The organism is Ruminococcus sp. AM43-6, from assembly GCF_003461785.1.
GTDB lineage: Bacteria > Bacillota > Clostridia > Oscillospirales > Ruminococcaceae > Hominimerdicola > Hominimerdicola aceti.
In genome coordinates, this window is sequence record NZ_QTXU01000003.1 from 1 (window position 1) to 14,701 (window position 14,701).

The 14,701-nt window shown below is 43.6% G+C and carries 14 protein-coding genes; 12 read left to right on the top strand and 2 right to left on the bottom strand.

Annotated elements, in window-relative coordinates; genetic code table 11:
* The first annotated feature begins 237 nt into the window (after nucleotides 1-237).
* From DW938_RS03295 to DW938_RS03350, 12 genes are all read left to right on the top strand, one after another.
* Nucleotides 238-2,949, top strand: coding sequence for a response regulator (locus DW938_RS03295; RefSeq protein WP_118123878.1), 2,712 nt, complete (start codon nucleotides 238-240; stop codon nucleotides 2,947-2,949).
* A 5-nt stretch (nucleotides 2,950-2,954) separates the two neighbouring features.
* Nucleotides 2,955-3,713 carry a response regulator gene (locus DW938_RS03300; protein WP_181984357.1) on the top strand — a complete coding sequence of 253 codons (759 nt, stop codon included), beginning with the start codon at nucleotides 2,955-2,957 and terminating at the stop codon, nucleotides 3,711-3,713.
* A gap of 90 nt (nucleotides 3,714-3,803) precedes the next feature.
* Nucleotides 3,804-4,496 carry a cytidylate kinase-like family protein gene (locus DW938_RS03305; RefSeq protein ID WP_118123880.1) on the top strand — a complete coding sequence of 231 codons (693 nt, stop codon included), beginning with the start codon at nucleotides 3,804-3,806 and terminating at the stop codon, nucleotides 4,494-4,496.
* Nucleotides 4,497-4,621: 125 nt separating this feature from the next.
* A complete protein-coding gene (gene urtA / locus DW938_RS03310) occupies nucleotides 4,622-5,863 on the top strand; it encodes an urea ABC transporter substrate-binding protein (protein ID WP_118123881.1) in 1,242 nt (413 codons plus the stop codon).
* A gap of 98 nt (nucleotides 5,864-5,961) precedes the next feature.
* Nucleotides 5,962-6,867, top strand: coding sequence for an urea ABC transporter permease subunit UrtB (gene urtB / locus DW938_RS03315; RefSeq protein ID WP_117927753.1), 906 nt, complete (start codon nucleotides 5,962-5,964; stop codon nucleotides 6,865-6,867).
* Between the two features lie 17 nt (nucleotides 6,868-6,884).
* Nucleotides 6,885-7,994, top strand: coding sequence for an urea ABC transporter permease subunit UrtC (gene urtC / locus DW938_RS03320; RefSeq protein ID WP_118123882.1), 1,110 nt, complete (start codon nucleotides 6,885-6,887; stop codon nucleotides 7,992-7,994).
* Nucleotide 7,995: 1 nt separating this feature from the next.
* Nucleotides 7,996-8,775: an urea ABC transporter ATP-binding protein UrtD gene (urtD, locus tag DW938_RS03325; RefSeq protein WP_118123883.1), complete on the top strand. Its 780-nt coding sequence runs from the start codon at nucleotides 7,996-7,998 to the stop codon at nucleotides 8,773-8,775.
* Between the two features lies 1 nt (nucleotide 8,776).
* Complete coding sequence (gene urtE, locus DW938_RS03330) at nucleotides 8,777-9,469, top strand: urea ABC transporter ATP-binding subunit UrtE (protein WP_117896372.1); 693 nt, start codon at nucleotides 8,777-8,779, stop codon at nucleotides 9,467-9,469.
* A gap of 26 nt (nucleotides 9,470-9,495) precedes the next feature.
* The gene (locus DW938_RS03335; protein ID WP_118123884.1) at nucleotides 9,496-10,566 is read left to right on the top strand and encodes a response regulator; all 1,071 of its coding nucleotides are present in this window, start codon (nucleotides 9,496-9,498) and stop codon (nucleotides 10,564-10,566) included.
* Between the two features lie 54 nt (nucleotides 10,567-10,620).
* Nucleotides 10,621-10,818, top strand: coding sequence for a hypothetical protein (locus DW938_RS03340; protein WP_118123885.1), 198 nt, complete (start codon nucleotides 10,621-10,623; stop codon nucleotides 10,816-10,818).
* Between the two features lie 105 nt (nucleotides 10,819-10,923).
* Nucleotides 10,924-12,042 carry an iron-containing alcohol dehydrogenase family protein gene (locus DW938_RS03345; protein WP_118123886.1) on the top strand — a complete coding sequence of 373 codons (1,119 nt, stop codon included), beginning with the start codon at nucleotides 10,924-10,926 and terminating at the stop codon, nucleotides 12,040-12,042.
* A 193-nt stretch (nucleotides 12,043-12,235) separates the two neighbouring features.
* A complete protein-coding gene (locus tag DW938_RS03350; protein ID WP_117859442.1) occupies nucleotides 12,236-12,430 on the top strand; it encodes an acetyltransferase in 195 nt (64 codons plus the stop codon).
* Between the two features lie 50 nt (nucleotides 12,431-12,480).
* Here DW938_RS03350 and DW938_RS03355 read toward each other — a convergent pair whose 3' ends face one another.
* Both DW938_RS03355 and DW938_RS03360 read right to left on the bottom strand, forming a co-directional pair.
* Nucleotides 12,481-13,428 carry a WYL domain-containing protein gene (locus tag DW938_RS03355; protein WP_118123887.1) on the bottom strand — a complete coding sequence of 316 codons (948 nt, stop codon included), beginning with the start codon at nucleotides 13,426-13,428 and terminating at the stop codon, nucleotides 12,481-12,483.
* Nucleotides 13,425-14,669, bottom strand: a complete 1,245-nt coding sequence (locus DW938_RS03360; RefSeq protein ID WP_118123888.1) for a WYL domain-containing protein — start codon at nucleotides 14,667-14,669, stop codon at nucleotides 13,425-13,427. The genes DW938_RS03355 and DW938_RS03360 overlap by 4 nt, the downstream gene beginning before the upstream one ends.
* Between the last annotated feature and the right edge of the window lie 32 nt (nucleotides 14,670-14,701).

Sequence of the window (14,701 nt, forward strand, 5' to 3'; positions counted from 1 at the left end):
TTTGCTTCTTTTCTCAACTTTGTTCATTTTGCCTATTGATTTTTCTTAGCAGGTTTCTTTTTTCTTAATTTTGTCCAATATCTATTGTAGCACTACAAAAGTTGAAATAGCTAAAATTCCACAACAGTTGACAAAACTGCAAAAATATGATATAATTTTAGTGTAATAATTTAAGGGCAATGACGCTCCGTGTATTTTTCACGGGGCGTTTTTTGTTTTTTTGTGGGGGTGTTTTCTGTGAAGGTCAGTAAAAAGAAGGGCAGAAGTGTGCTCAAAAGCCGCAATATCACCATCTGTGCAGTTGTGGTGTTTCTTCTTATTACTGCTCTTACTTTAATGAGCAGCAGATATATGTCCCGGTGTATCGACAGAGAGAATACCGCACAATCAAACAGGGGAGAGCTTTCTGACCTTGGGCAGGAGCTTGCGGACGCTTCCGATTATCTTACCGATGAAGCTAGAAAATTCTCCGTAACAGGAGATATCGAACATCTTTATAACTATTGGTATGAGGTCTATGAGGAAAAGACCCGTGACCGTGTTATAAATAGCCTTTCCGCTCTTGATCCTCCTGAGAACGAAACTGCGCTTCTTGCGGAAGCCAAAAAGTATTCTGATACTCTCATAAAGACCGAAACGGTGTCAATGAAGCTTATGCTCACTGCAAAAGGCATAACAGCTAAACAGTATGGCGACAGCAAGGGAGGCAGGTTGGCCGAGTATGTTTCCATTGTGGAGGATACGCCACTGCTTGAGGAATACAGCGGACTTAGCCCTGATGAAATGAAAGAGCGTTCCCGCGAGATACTTTATGACAGCTTTTATAACGATTCTAAAACCATGATAATGTCGCCTATAGAACGCTTTCGTCAGGCTCTTAATAAACGTCTTGATGCAGAGGTGGAAAGCGCTGCCGCAGGACGTGAAACTGCACTGGTGATACAGCTTGTGTGTTCAGCGAGCGTGCTAGTTATTGTGGGCATAGTACTGATAGTTTTTGAGAGCCTTTATGTCAGACCTATAAACGACTACTCTGAGAGCCTTTCAAAGCGTAATGAAAATTCTGCCGAATTTGACCTTTCAAACGTCCGTGTGTCACCAAAGGGAGCGTATGAGCTTTTTCGATTTGGCGAGCTTTTCAACCGCCTTTCGCAGATACTTCAAAATGAGCTTAAAAAGCGTGAAACAGCCGAGGCACAAATGCGTCAGGCTAAAGAAGAAGCAGACAGGGCGAACAGTGCAAAAAGTGATTTTCTTGCACAAATGAGCCATGAGCTTCGCACGCCGCTTAATGCTATCACAGGCTATCTTTATATGCTTTCAAATACCAGTCTTAATGATGCTCAGAAGAGATATTGCACTAATATAAACACAGCCTCAGAAAATCTTCTTGGTCTTATAAATAACGTTCTTGACTTTTCCAAAATAGAGTCGGGAAGCTTGCAGCTCGAATACACCGATTTTGACCTGGTGAAGCTTATAAGCGACACCTATTCCATAATGGAAAGCACAGCCATAGCAAAGGATATCCCATTGCGTCTTGATATATCGGGGGATTTGCCGAATTGCATCAGCGGCGACCCTTTGCGATTGAGGCAGGTGATTGTAAATCTTATCGGAAATGCGGTGAAGTTCACCGACAGGGGCGAGGTGGTCTTTGACTGTAAATGTCAGGAAATAAAGAGCAAAAGCGTTGTTATCAAGTTCAGTGTTTCAGACTCAGGGGAGGGCATACCCCAAGACAGGCTTGAGAGCATTTTTGAACCTTTTATCCAAAGCGACGCAGGAGTGACAAGACGTCACGGCGGAACAGGTCTGGGGCTTCCTATCTCGCAATCTATCGTCAAGGCGGCAAGCGGTGGTAAATATAGCATCGAGGTTACATCTCAGCTTGGAAAAGGCTCGTGCTTTAGCTTTCTTATGCCGTTTGATGTCGCAGAGCCGTCACAGGTGCAGAGCGAAAATGATACTTCTCAGGGCGTGCTTGTTGAAAAAACGGTAATTTTGTTGGTGGACGACAACAGTGTGAACCTGGATATCGAAAGCGAGATATTAGGTACATACGGCTTGCAGGTGGATACCGCCGACAGCGGCTCAAAGGCTATAGAATATTGCCTTGGTCATAGTCCTGATATGATAATTCTTGACCTTCATATGCCTGATATGGACGGCTATGAAACAGCAAGACACATAAGAGAACTTCCTGATTTCAGACTTACGCCAATAATCGCTCTTACTGCCGACGTTGTTTCGGGCATAGAACAAAAAGCCTATGAAGCAGGCATGGACGGCTATATCTCAAAGCCTTTCCGACCTGATGATCTTAGAAAAATGATATACAAGCATTTGCACATAAGGCGTGAAATGCCCGAAAAAGCTACAGAGCAGGGTGATGAGGTGTTTGATTGCGTTGCCTGCCTTGACGCTTTGGGTGGAAGCAAAAGCATACTATTTGATATAATAAAGCGTTTTATTTCCGAACACGGAAGCGACCAGAAATATATCTGCCAGCATATCGAAGCGGGAAACTATATGAACGCGCGGATTATACTCCATGACGTTATAGGGATTTCGGGCAATCTTTGTTGCAGAAAGCTTCATGAAAGTGCAAAGGCATTAAGTGATATTCTCAAATCTGATGCACCGCAAAATGCTGATACAAAAGACTTTGAGGAGCAGTGGGAAAAGGCAGTGAGCAGGCTTGAAGAATTTTTGCAGCTTGATGATGACAGCATGGTGCAAAATGCAGAGAGCCAGAAAAACTCACAGCTTGTAAAAGAGCTTTTAGACCTTTGTAAAGCCTTTGATATCTCTGCGGCGGAATATTTTCAACAGCATAGGGCAGAGTTTAAAGAGTGCATGGAAAAGACGAAATTCAGGCAGCTTGAAGAATACATAAACAGATACGACCTTCTCAGCATCACACAGTCTGAGGATTTATGGAGGTGACAAGTGTGTATAAGATACTTTTGGCAGAGGACGACGCAGATATGCGTTTTATCTACTCACGAATGTCAGTGTGGAAAGAATGTGGCTTTGTTATAGCAAAAGAGGTGTCAAACGGCAAGGACGCTCTTGCTGTGCTTAGATCCGAAGATTTTGACCTTGTGCTGACGGATATAAGAATGCCGTTTATTGACGGCATAGAGCTTCTTGGAAAGATAAACGAGCTTGGCATAGATGTGGCAGTGGCTTTCATAAGCTCATATGACGAGTTTGAATATGCACGAAAAGGGCTTGTGCTTGGGGCGTTTGACTATCTTTTAAAGCCAGTCAATGAGCAAAAGCTTGGAGATATGCTAAGACGTGTAACCGAAAAGCTTGAAGAGAAGAAGGTTGAAAACACCTGCTCAGACTATGTGCTTTCGGCACTTGAAGCCGTGGGCAAAAGTAGCGGAGACAGCTTTACTCAGGATATCTGCACATATTTTTCAAATACAAGCTGTCGGGATATCTCAGTTGAGCAGGCGGCGGAGCATTTCGGCTTCAGCCGTGACTATTTCGGTAAGCTTTTCAGACGGCAGATAGGAGAAAGCTTCAGCAAATTCAGCACCCTTGTGAAAATAGAATACGCAAAAGAGCTTCTGCGGCAAAGCGGTATGAAAGCCTATGAGATAAGCGAGGAGCTTGGCTATTCAAGCGCAGACTATTTCACAAAGGTGTTCAAAGAGATAACGGGCGTTTCCCCTGCGCAGTACAAACAATCATTGTGACTTGTCTGAAAAATATAGGGTTTTCTCTGATTTTTAGTGTTTTTATCTTTTGAACCCTGTGCTATACTATAAGCACAGGAGGTGATAGAAATGGACAATTTCGTTATTACCATAGCAAGAGGCTTCGGAAGCGGAGGAAAGCAGATCGGACTTGCTCTTTCAAAACAGCTTGGGATACCTTGCTATGAAAGCCAGATACTCAGCATGGCTTCAAACTACAGCGGAATAAACAAGGATCTGTTTTTTAAGGTGGATGAAAAGCTGAGGGGCTACCACCTTATCAAAAGGCTTATGAAGTCTGCGAATAAGGACGATATCGTTGAGCCGACGGACAGGAGCTTCATTTCTGACGTTAATCTTTACAATATTCAGGCGAAGATAATCAAGGAGCTTGCCAAGCAGCAATCCTGCATTATCATTGGAAAATGTGCAAATCACCTGCTGCGTGACTATGACAACACCGTAAGCGTGTATATAGAAGCTCCAAGAGCTTTCTGCGTAAAAAATGTTATTGAACGCCTTGGCGTCACCGAGGAAGAAGCCCACAGAATGATCTATCAGACCGACCGCTATCGTGCCGATTACTACAAGTATTACACAGGCGGTGAAACGTGGACAAATCCGGTGCTTTACGATATGACCCTTAATTCTGACCGTATGGGAATGGATAAATGCACTGAGCTTATCATTCAGTATCTGAAGATAAAGCTTGGAGAGGATATTCTCGATAAAAAAGGTACAGCGGAAAATGATAAGGCACTTAAACAGCTTGGTCTGTTTTAGGTAAAAAACTGAATATCACAACAATGAAGTTGGTTTATCTGTCAAGGGAAATACCCTTTGGTGCAGAGAGCCAATTTTTTATTGCATTTAGTATGGAAAAGTAAAATGAATTGGAGGAAAACACTATGAAAAAGACAAGAATGAAGAGATTTTTAGCGGTGCTTTCAGCAGCGGCTCTGGCGGCAACGATGCTCACAGCCTGCGGCTCAGGAGGGGGCTCAAGCAGTGGTGACGGCGACACAGTTAAGGTAGGGCTTCTTCACTCCCTCACAGGCTCAATGGCTATCAGTGAAAAGTCAGTTCGTGACGCTGAGGTGCTTGCTATCAAGGAGATAAATGCCGCAGGCGGTGTAAACGGCAAGCAGATAGAATACGTCGAGGAGGACGGAGCTTCCGAGCCGTCAACATTCGCAACAAAGGCTGAAAAGCTTATTGACAGCGAGGGCGTTTCAACTATCTTCGGTTGCTGGACTTCATCATCAAGAAAGGCTGTTAAGCCTATCGTTGAGGAATACGGCTCACTTCTTTGGTATCCTGTTCAGTATGAGGGCATGGAAAGCTCATCAAATATCGTATACACAGGTGCAGCACCAAACCAGCAGATCGTTCCTGCTATCGACTATCTGCTGGAGCAGGGCTATAAGAAATTCTTCTTGCTTGGCTCTGACTACGTTTTCCCAAGAACAGCGAACATGATAATCAACGCACAGCTTGAAGCAAAGGGCGCAGAAGCCGTTGGTGAAGAGTATGCAGATATGGACCAGACGGATTTTGCCGCTATCATCTCAAAGATCGAAGCTGCAAAGCCTGACGTTATCATCAACACTCTTAACGGAACAGGCAACGTTTCATTCTTCAAGCAGATGTCTGAAAAGAACTATACAAGCAAGGATTACATGACAATGTCATTCTCTATCGCAGAGGAAGAGGTCGCTACTATCGGTGCTGATATCCTAAAGGGTCACATGGTATCATGGAACTATTATCAGACAACAGACACAGAAAAGAACAAGGAATTTGTTAATGCATATAAGGACGCATACGGTGAGAACAGAGTGACATCTGACCCTGCGGAAGCTGCATATGACGCAGTTTATCTTTGGAAAGCAGCCTGCGAAAAGGCAGACAGCTTTGAGCCTGAGGACGTTATCAAGGCAGTCGAGTCAGGCGAGATATCCTTTGACGCACCGGAAGGCACTGTAACTATCCAGGGCGACAACCACCACCTTGTAAAGCCTGTAAGGATCGGTCAGGTGGGCGACGACGGACTTATCAACGAGATCTACGCAACTGATCCTGTTGCTCCGGACCCATATCTCTCAACTTATGATTGGGCAGTTAAGGCAGGAATCCAGCCTCTTGAATAAGCATATTTCATAATAAATCCTCTGTAAGTATCCTTTAATGCACAGTCAGTAATTTGGCTGTGCATTATTAAGGACACGAAAGGACGTGGCAAAAATCTATGGATCGTTTTATAAACACTATGTTCAACGGCGTAAGCCTTAGCTCTATCATACTTCTTACTTCTCTCGGCCTTGCAATAACCTTCGGACTTATGAGGGTCATAAACATGGCTCACGGAGAGTTTGTGATGATAGGCGCATATACAACATATGTCGTTCAGCAGATATTCGTAAAATACTGTCCCGAAAGCATTCGTGACGTTTATTATTTTGTTGCAATCCCTGCCGCATTCGGCGTGACGTTCATTCTTGGAAGCTTGCTTGAAAAGTTTATCATCTCCCGATTATACGGGCGAGAGATAGACAGCTTGCTTGCAACATGGGGCATAAGCCTTATTTTACAGCAGGCGGCAAGAAGCATTTTCGGCACACAGGGTGTAAACGTAACAGCACCGTCATTCTTAAACGGTGGAATAAAGATAGGCGGCTGTACATTCTCATACAACAGACTTTTCATCATTCTTCTTGTGGCACTTTGTCTGCTTCTGGTGTGGTTTATCATGTATAAGTCAAACTTCGGCAAGCAGATGAGAGCTGTTATGCAAAACAGAACAATGGCAAAATGTATGGGCATAAACTCACGCAAGGTGGATAACATTACCTTTGCTATCGGCTCAGGTCTTGCCGGGATCGCAGGCTGTTCAGTGGCGCTTCTTGGTTCTATCGACTCGACTGTAGGTCAGAGCTACATAGTAAACAGCTTTATGGCAGTTGTTCTTGGTGGCGTCGGCAAACTCCTCGGCACTGCTATCGGCTCTGTAATAATAGGCTCTGCAAGCATTTTCACAGAGAATTATACTTCATCAACTATCGCAAAAGCTATCGTTCTGCTTATCGTTATTATCTTTTTGCAGAAGCGTCCACAGGGACTTTTCGTTATCAAGAGCAGAAATCTCGACGAGTAAGGGAGTTGTTTCGGTCAATGAAAGTTAGCGGATTTTTCAAAAAGAGAGGAGCGGCTATAAGCTTTCTTATAATAGCAATAATACTTGGCATCATGCCGTTGCTTCTTAATGCCGGAATGCTCTCCGGTTCATCTACAGTTATATTTCTCGGCAAGTGTATGGCGTTCGCCATTGCCGCAATGGGTATCGACCTTATATGGGGCTATACAGGTATCCTGAGCCTTGGTCACGGACTTTATTTTGCCCTTGGTGGATACTGCATGGCAATGTATCTTAAACTTCAGGAAACAGGCGGCAAGATAACAGACTTTATGCACATAGGCGGACTTGATGAACTTCCTCTTATCTGGAAGCCTTTCAACTCCTTTGCTCTGACCCTTATCCTTATTATAGCAGTACCCTCAGTGGTGGCGTTTATTATCGGATATTTTATCTTTAAAAACAGAGTAAAGGGCGTTTATTTCTCTATCATCTCACAGGCACTCACATGGGCGGCTTATTCTATCTTTATCGCACTTTCTACCTACACGAACGGAAACGTGGGTATCACAGAGATAAAGACCATTTTCGGAAGCATCAAGGGCAATCTTCACAGAAACGAGATGTTCAAGCTTTATTATCTTGCACTTATCCTTATGACACTTATCTTCGCACTTTCAAGATTTCTTGTTAGCCGTAAGTTCGGCAAGCTTCTTATCGCTATCAGAGACGGCGAGAACAGAACATACTTCTCAGGCTATAAGGTAAGCGCATATAAGAACTTTATCTATGTGCTGTCTGCGGCACTGGCAGGTATCGCAGGCGCAGTTTTTGTAAACTTCAACGGAAGCATTACTCCGTCACAAATGACTATTTCATATTCTATCACAATGGTCATATGGGTAGCTGTTGGCGGCAGAGGAACGATAATAGGTGCTGTTATCGGTGCATTTCTTATCAATCTTTGCGAGTATAACCTCAGCTCAGGAAGCATGGTTGAGATATGGCAGTATATAATCGGCGCAGTGTTCTGCGTGACTATCATATTCTTCAAGAGCGGTATCGTTGGTATCGTCAGCGAACAGCTCCCAGCACTTTTCCGCAAGCTTAAAACAAAGGGCAAAGACAAGGCAAAGGAGGCGGCGTAAAATGGCTACAGCTACAAAGACAAATGATGTTGTTCTTGAAATAAACAATATTTCCGTTTCCTTTGACGGCTTTTACGCCCTCACAGAGGTGAGAACAAAGGTCATGCGCAACAGCATACACTTTTTCATCGGACCCAACGGCGCTGGAAAGACCACGCTTCTTGACATAATCTGTGCAAAGACAAAGCCCACCTCAGGTACTGTTATTTTCCACCCAAAGGGCAGAGAAGCCGTAAGGCTCACAGGCATGAAAGAGTATAAGATAGTGCAGGAGGGCGTGGGAAGAAAGTTTCAGGTACCATCTGTATTCGTAAACCTCACTGTGGAGGAGAACATGATACTTTCTCTAAAGGGTCACAAGGGCATACTTGATTCTATTTTCAAAAAGCCTTCAAAGGAGGATATGGAAAATATCCGCTCGACGCTTGAACGTGTGGGACTTGAGGATAAAGCGTCAGAACGTGCAGGCAGTCTTGCTCATGGTCAGAAGCAGTGGCTTGAGATAGCGATGCAGCTTGTGCAGAAGCCTGAGATAATAATGCTTGACGAGCCTGCCGCAGGCATGGGTAAGCCCGAAACTTTCCGAACGGGCGAGATCCTAAAGGAGATAAAAAAGGATTGCACTATTATCGTTATCGAGCATGATATGGACTTTGTAAAGCAGGCAGCTGATATCGTAACTGTGCTTCATGAGGGCAAAATGCTCATGGAGGGCAACATCGGCGACATACTTGCAGACAAGACAGTTCAGGCTGTTTATCTGGGAAGAGGAGGCGAGTAAAATGCTAAGCTTGAAAAACGTTGACTCATATTACGGTGAGAGCCGTGTTATAGAAAACCTGAGCTTTGAGGTAGAAAAAGGCGGGATAGTGGGGCTTATCGGCAGAAATGGCGTTGGCAAAAGCACCACTCTCAAAAGCATAATGGGAATTGTAAAGACCCCGAAAGGAGAGATAATATTTGACGGGGAGAACATCATCAAAAAGCCTGTCTATGAGCGTGTAAAGCTTGGCATAGGCTATGTTCCACAGGGACGTGATATTTTTTCACGGATGACAGTTGAGGAAAATATCGAGCTTGGATTGCAGCCAAAGGGCGGTAAGGGCAAAGTGCCTGATTATATATATGATCTATTCCCTATACTTCCGAAGTTTGCAAAGCGTAAGGGCGGCGACCTTTCAGGCGGTCAGCAACAGCAGTTAGCAATTGCAAGAGCCCTCGCAGCAGAGCCGAAGATACTTATTCTTGACGAGCCTACAGAGGGCATACAGCCGTCGATAATTCAGGATATAGGAGCGGCGATACAGAAAATAAACGAGTGGAAAGGCATAACAGTGCTTCTTGTGGAGCAGTATTTGGATTTTGTTCTTGAAAACACCAACAAGCTTTATGTAATGGAAAAGGGCGAGATAGTCTATGCTAACGAAACAAAGCTTGCAGACAAGGACGAGGTACAAAGACTCATGACGGAATAGTATTTTTTAGGCAAGGCGGTGATGGAATGTTTGAAAAAGCGGAGATACTTATTGTTGACGATATGCCTGAGCATATAGCCTTTGCAGGCACTATACTGCGAAACGAGGGCTTCGGGGTGCTTGGGGCGACAAGTGCAAATGCGGCTCTTAAAATGACAGAAAAGAGCAAGCCTCACCTTATCCTTTTGGATATCAAAATGGAGGGCATGGACGGTCTGGAGCTTTGCAGGCATTTCAAATCTGATGAGGAAACAAAGGAGATACCTGTTATCTTCATGACTTCTGAATCCGACCCTGCCATGATAAAAAAGGGCTTTGAGCTTGGGTGCTGTGACTATGTTGTGAAGCCGTTTACAAAGGAGGAGCTTTTGGCACGAGTGAAAACTCACCTTGAAATATACAGCAAGCGCAGAAAGCTTGAGGCGGCAAACAATGAGCTTAGTCTGTTCTGCTCGGCAATATCTCACGACCTGCGTTCGCCGCTGAATGTTACGCAGATGTTGGCTGATACGCTGAAAAAGGACATAAGCGCAGGCAACACAGAGGACGCATTGAAGATAGCTTCAATGATAGAGGGTAAGACTGCAAAGCTTATCACAATGATAGAACGGCTTCTGAGTTTCTCAAAAATGTGCAGTATCGAGCCTGAATATGAAACGCTTGATATGAATGAATTAGTAAGGGATATCTTCGACGAGTGCAAGTCCGCTGAGCCTGAGCGAAACATAACTCTTATCGAGGGCAGTTTGCCGCAAATAAGCGGTGATGATGTGCTGGTGAGAATGCTTGTGAAAAACCTTATGACGAACGCTTTCAAATTCACCCGCCACAGGCAGAACGCTGTTATAACAGTGTCTGCAATACCTGACGAGAGCTATGTGGTAATATCCTTCAGAGATAATGGTGCAGGTTTTGACATGGCATATGCTGACAAGCTTTTCGGTGTTTTTCAGCGGCTTCATCTTGACGAAGAATACGAGGGCAGCGGCATTGGGCTTGCCACGGCAGACCGCATAATAAAGCGTCATGGTGGCAGGATAGAAGCATATGGCGAGGTTGACAAGGGTGCAGAATTTACTCTGTATTTTCCTAAATAGCTATAAAGGCTGTACTGTTTGTTTGATGCTCTCGGCTGATTTTTTTTCATACAAATGAGAAGGTTAGGCAGCTTTTTTCACGCTGCAATGAACGGCATGGCGGCAAGGGACAAGATGTTCGCTATACTTGACGAGCCGACAGGCAATCTTGACAGCCTTAACGAAGCGGTGATACTCAAAGTGCTCCGCGACGAGGGCGCAGGCAGAACAGTGGCAGTGGTTTGGGAGTGCCGCTTTTTGATATATTTTTAATAATTATTAACAAAATATCACAAAATTACTCTATAAATAGTTGTATTATTAAATCATATAATTATGACGGTAGAAAATGCCGTTAAAAATAACGGAGGAAAGAATATGTCTTACAACGAATTTTTACCAAGCTACTCTATTGGCGACGACTGCTACAAAGAAATACCTTATGTTACCCGACGTTATGGAAAAACCGCTGTTGTTATCGGTGGAAAGACCGCTATGGAAAAGGCTAAGCCTGAACTGCTTGCGGCTCTCAAAGGCTCTGATCTTGAGATAACCGACTTCATATGGTATGGCGGTGATTCAAATTATGAGAACATTGAAATGCTTAAAGCTATGCCGGAAGTGCAAAATGCGGATATGGTCTTTGGCGTTGGCGGTGGACGTGCCGTTGATACTGTAAAGACCCTTTGCGACAGAATGGACAAGCCGTTTTTCACTTTCCCGACCCTTGCTTCAAACTGCGCTTCATGTACGGCAATATCTGTTATCTACAACGCTGACGGCACTTTCAAGGAATATGCTTACCTCAAAGCCCCTGCGATCCATACTTTCATTAACACAAAGATAATCGCAGAGTCTCCTGAAAAGTTGTTCTGGGCTGGTATCGGCGACGCTCTCAGCAAAGAGTACGAGGTGGTCTTTGCCTGCCGTGATAAGGATATGACCCATACGCCTTTGCTTGGCAGAGTTCTTGCAGAGGCATGCACAGAACCGCTTGTATCCTACGGAAAAAAAGCACTTGCGGATTGCAGAAATAACGTTTCTTCAAAGAATATCGAGCAGATAGCTCTTGATATCATCATTACAACAGGTCTTGTTTCAAATTTTACTGTTCATCAGAACAACCCCGATCCAAAGGACGATTACTATTATAATTCATCTCTTGCCCATTGCGTTTACTATGGCGCTTCGCTGTTTCCAAAGTGCGAGCATGACCACCTCCACGGAGAGATAGTTTCATTCGGTGTGCTTTGCCTGCTTACATATGACGAGCAGTTTGAAGAACGTCAGCGCATTTTTGAGTTCAACCGCAGTATAGGTCTGCCATGCACATTAGGAGAGATAGCTCTGACAGAAGAAGATGTCCCAGCCATTGCACATAAGGCGGCAAGCGTTGTTGAGTGGACTTATGTTCCTGGCGAGCCTTCGGAAGAAAAGTTTATCAAGGCGATACTTGATACCGATAAGGCAGGAAAGGAATTTCTTGCAAAGGCATAATAACAAAGAACAACAGCATATATAAATGGTGACTGAGCTGTATGGCTTTGTTATAAATAATAAAAAATAGGATAGTGCTTTTTTAATAAGTACAACACAATGGAGATTGCAGCGTAAACGGGAGGTTTACGGCGATCTTTAAAACCTCCCGCTGAGTAGCAGTTGACATTTACAACATTCAGGAGGTAAAACAATGAATAAAAATATTGTGATTCGTTTAGAGAAAAAAGAAGAATACTATGAAGTCGAAAACCTTGTAAGGGAGAGTTTTTGGAACGTTTACCGTCCCGGCTGTCTTGAACATTATGTGCTTAGTCAGCTTAGAAATGACGCTGATTTTGTGCCGAAGCTTGACTTTGTGATGTTGCTTGACGGGCAAATCTTTTAAACGATAAAAAGCAAGGCTCTCTGCCATATAAACGGCAGATAGCCTTTGTTTTATTCTTTCATCAAAGCCAACTGCCTGTCCACCCTCTCCTTGATTTTCCTGCGAAAATCATATGGCGAAAGCACCTCCACCACAGGTCCGAATGCCAACAAACGTATTATTATCTCATTTTCATTCTGCTCATCATATTTAATAGAAACCATACATTCACCGCTGTCCTCATCAAAGACCGACTCTTTTTCAAGCTCTGCAAATTCAAGCATAAAACGATTTACCGCATTTCGCTCGTTAAGTATCTTTATTTTTGCCTGCTTTTTCTTGTCTGTGACAGCTAAAAAGCTCTCAGGCGTTATATCCGTCAGCTTAGTGAGTGTTACCTGCGACAGGTTTATAATGCCACTGTCCACCATTCTGCGCTTTTGGTATCGGTTCACATATACCCTGAACTTGTTGTTTTTGGCAGAGTATTCGATTTTTGTGGGCAGAAAATAGTGTGTGATGCGGTTGTCTTTTCTTGTCTGAAAGCTTATTTTGATAAGCTTTTTGCCATGGATAGCCGAGAGTATATCCCGAAAATGCTGTATGTATTGTGGGTCATGAAAATCATCACCGTCAGAATATTGGTCAAAGCAATTCAAAAAGTTTCTCTGATATAGCTTTTTCGCACCAAGCAGTTCCGCCAACTGCGACTTTTGCTCAGTGTCAAGAAACAGACCGCTTCTCGGGTCGCTTAGCACCGCACAAAGCCACGCTTTTTCAAGTGCCGTCAGCGGGATATGAGGCTCTTTTTTCAGGATAGACTTGTATACGCTGTCTTCTTTTTTCAGCAGACCATATCCGCCCTCGCCTGTGAGCTTAGGTTCGAGGAAAAGAACGCTTTCAGAAAAGCCGTTTTGTCTGATGATATCTGCTATCTCAGCCTTTGTGACAGTGTGTCTTTTCAGAATTTTCTCCGTTATGCTGTAATAGGTGCTGTATATTTCCGAAAACAATTTCATTTGTCAGCACCTCCGTATATTTCATAAAGCCTTGTGATATCCGAATCAAATTTATCCTGCAATTCCTCATTTGTTGTTTCAAATGCCACTATCCTGCCGATGAACGTTTTTATCCATGGGAAGGCTTCGTTAGCGTCAAAAAGGTCAATGTCAAAGGCATAAAGCCCGTCGGATTTCTTTGTTACAGTACCGCTTCTTTTTTCACGTTCCAAACGCTTCACAACATACATTTCTTTTGCTTCGTCTACCGCTATTTCCATGTGGATATGCTCTTTTTGTCCGTATCTGCGTGATTTTCCGAAGCTCGTTCCCCATAAAAATCTGCGGTTGTCCTCATAATATCTGTAATATGTATCATAGTCAGCTACCACATCAAGGGGAGTAACTTTCACTATGGAATCCACCCTTACAGACATCAAACGTTTCTGCTTTGTGAAATACATGATAAGATAATTTCTTCCTGTCTGCACCGAGCAATGTATCTTCAGTGGAACGGCTGTTATCTCGTGCTTTTTGTCGTTCTTTCGGCTTACGCAGGATAGCAGAACAGCCTTTTTCTGCTCCATTGCCCCCATGATATCAATGAGTATCTCATCATCAAGAGTATGCACCATGTAAGCGTGCTTACGCACAAAAATATTATTTTTCGCACCCAGCTTATCCATGATAAAGCTGCCCACCACGCCAAAAGGGTTTTCCTCAGAGAAAAATTTTATCATATCCCCCAAGCCCCTATACCTGCTTACAATATCATCTGCATAACAACCGGTTTTGGTGTATAGGATATTTCTTCCGCTTTTGATCTCCGACACCAAGCCCTCTTTTACATATTCCTTTAGCTTGATACGGATTATCTGCACGTCTATTATCATGCCGTAGTTTGCAGAAATATAGTCTGCTATCTCCGACACTGACATGGCGTTATCTTCAAGAGCGTCCATTAAAATAAAGTGCAGACGGATATCATTGTCCGTAAAGGTCTTTGAACGATAGCACTGATACAGTGGGTTTTGAAAAATGTTCCCCGAATCCACCTGCACAGATACTTTCTTTTTGTGACCCTCCAAAGAGGTGTGAACGTGGTCTGAAAGCCAGCTTTCTATCCTGCGCTTTTCGTTATCATAGGTGCGCTTGCTTTTTGCGTCAAAGCTTTCTCTTGTGTGAAATCCAAAGATATAGAAATCACGCACATATTCTCTTATCTTCTCAAAATTTTTTATAAGTTCAGAATATACCGCCATTCAGAACACCTCCTTTGATAACATTATACCAA

Bases quoted from the DNA above. Each gene is read 5' to 3' on its own strand.
- DW938_RS03350 (WP_117859442.1), top strand. From the start codon at position 12,236: ATGAATAAAAATATTGTGATTCGTTTAGAGAAAAAAGAAGAATACTAT.
- DW938_RS03345 (WP_118123886.1), top strand. From the start codon at position 10,924: ATGTCTTACAACGAATTTTTACCAAGCTACTCTATTGGCGACGACTGC.
- DW938_RS03340 (WP_118123885.1), top strand. From the start codon at position 10,621: ATGAGAAGGTTAGGCAGCTTTTTTCACGCTGCAATGAACGGCATGGCG.
- DW938_RS03335 (WP_118123884.1), top strand. From the start codon at position 9,496: ATGTTTGAAAAAGCGGAGATACTTATTGTTGACGATATGCCTGAGCAT.
- urtC (WP_118123882.1), top strand. From the start codon at position 6,885: ATGAAAGTTAGCGGATTTTTCAAAAAGAGAGGAGCGGCTATAAGCTTT.
- DW938_RS03360 (WP_118123888.1), bottom strand. From the start codon at position 14,669: ATGGCGGTATATTCTGAACTTATAAAAAATTTTGAGAAGATAAGAGAA.
- DW938_RS03305 (WP_118123880.1), top strand. From the start codon at position 3,804: ATGGACAATTTCGTTATTACCATAGCAAGAGGCTTCGGAAGCGGAGGA.
- urtA (WP_118123881.1), top strand. From the start codon at position 4,622: ATGAAAAAGACAAGAATGAAGAGATTTTTAGCGGTGCTTTCAGCAGCG.
- urtB (WP_117927753.1), top strand. From the start codon at position 5,962: ATGGATCGTTTTATAAACACTATGTTCAACGGCGTAAGCCTTAGCTCT.
- urtD (WP_118123883.1), top strand. From the start codon at position 7,996: ATGGCTACAGCTACAAAGACAAATGATGTTGTTCTTGAAATAAACAAT.
- DW938_RS03355 (WP_118123887.1), bottom strand. From the start codon at position 13,428: ATGAAATTGTTTTCGGAAATATACAGCACCTATTACAGCATAACGGAG.
- urtE (WP_117896372.1), top strand. From the start codon at position 8,777: ATGCTAAGCTTGAAAAACGTTGACTCATATTACGGTGAGAGCCGTGTT.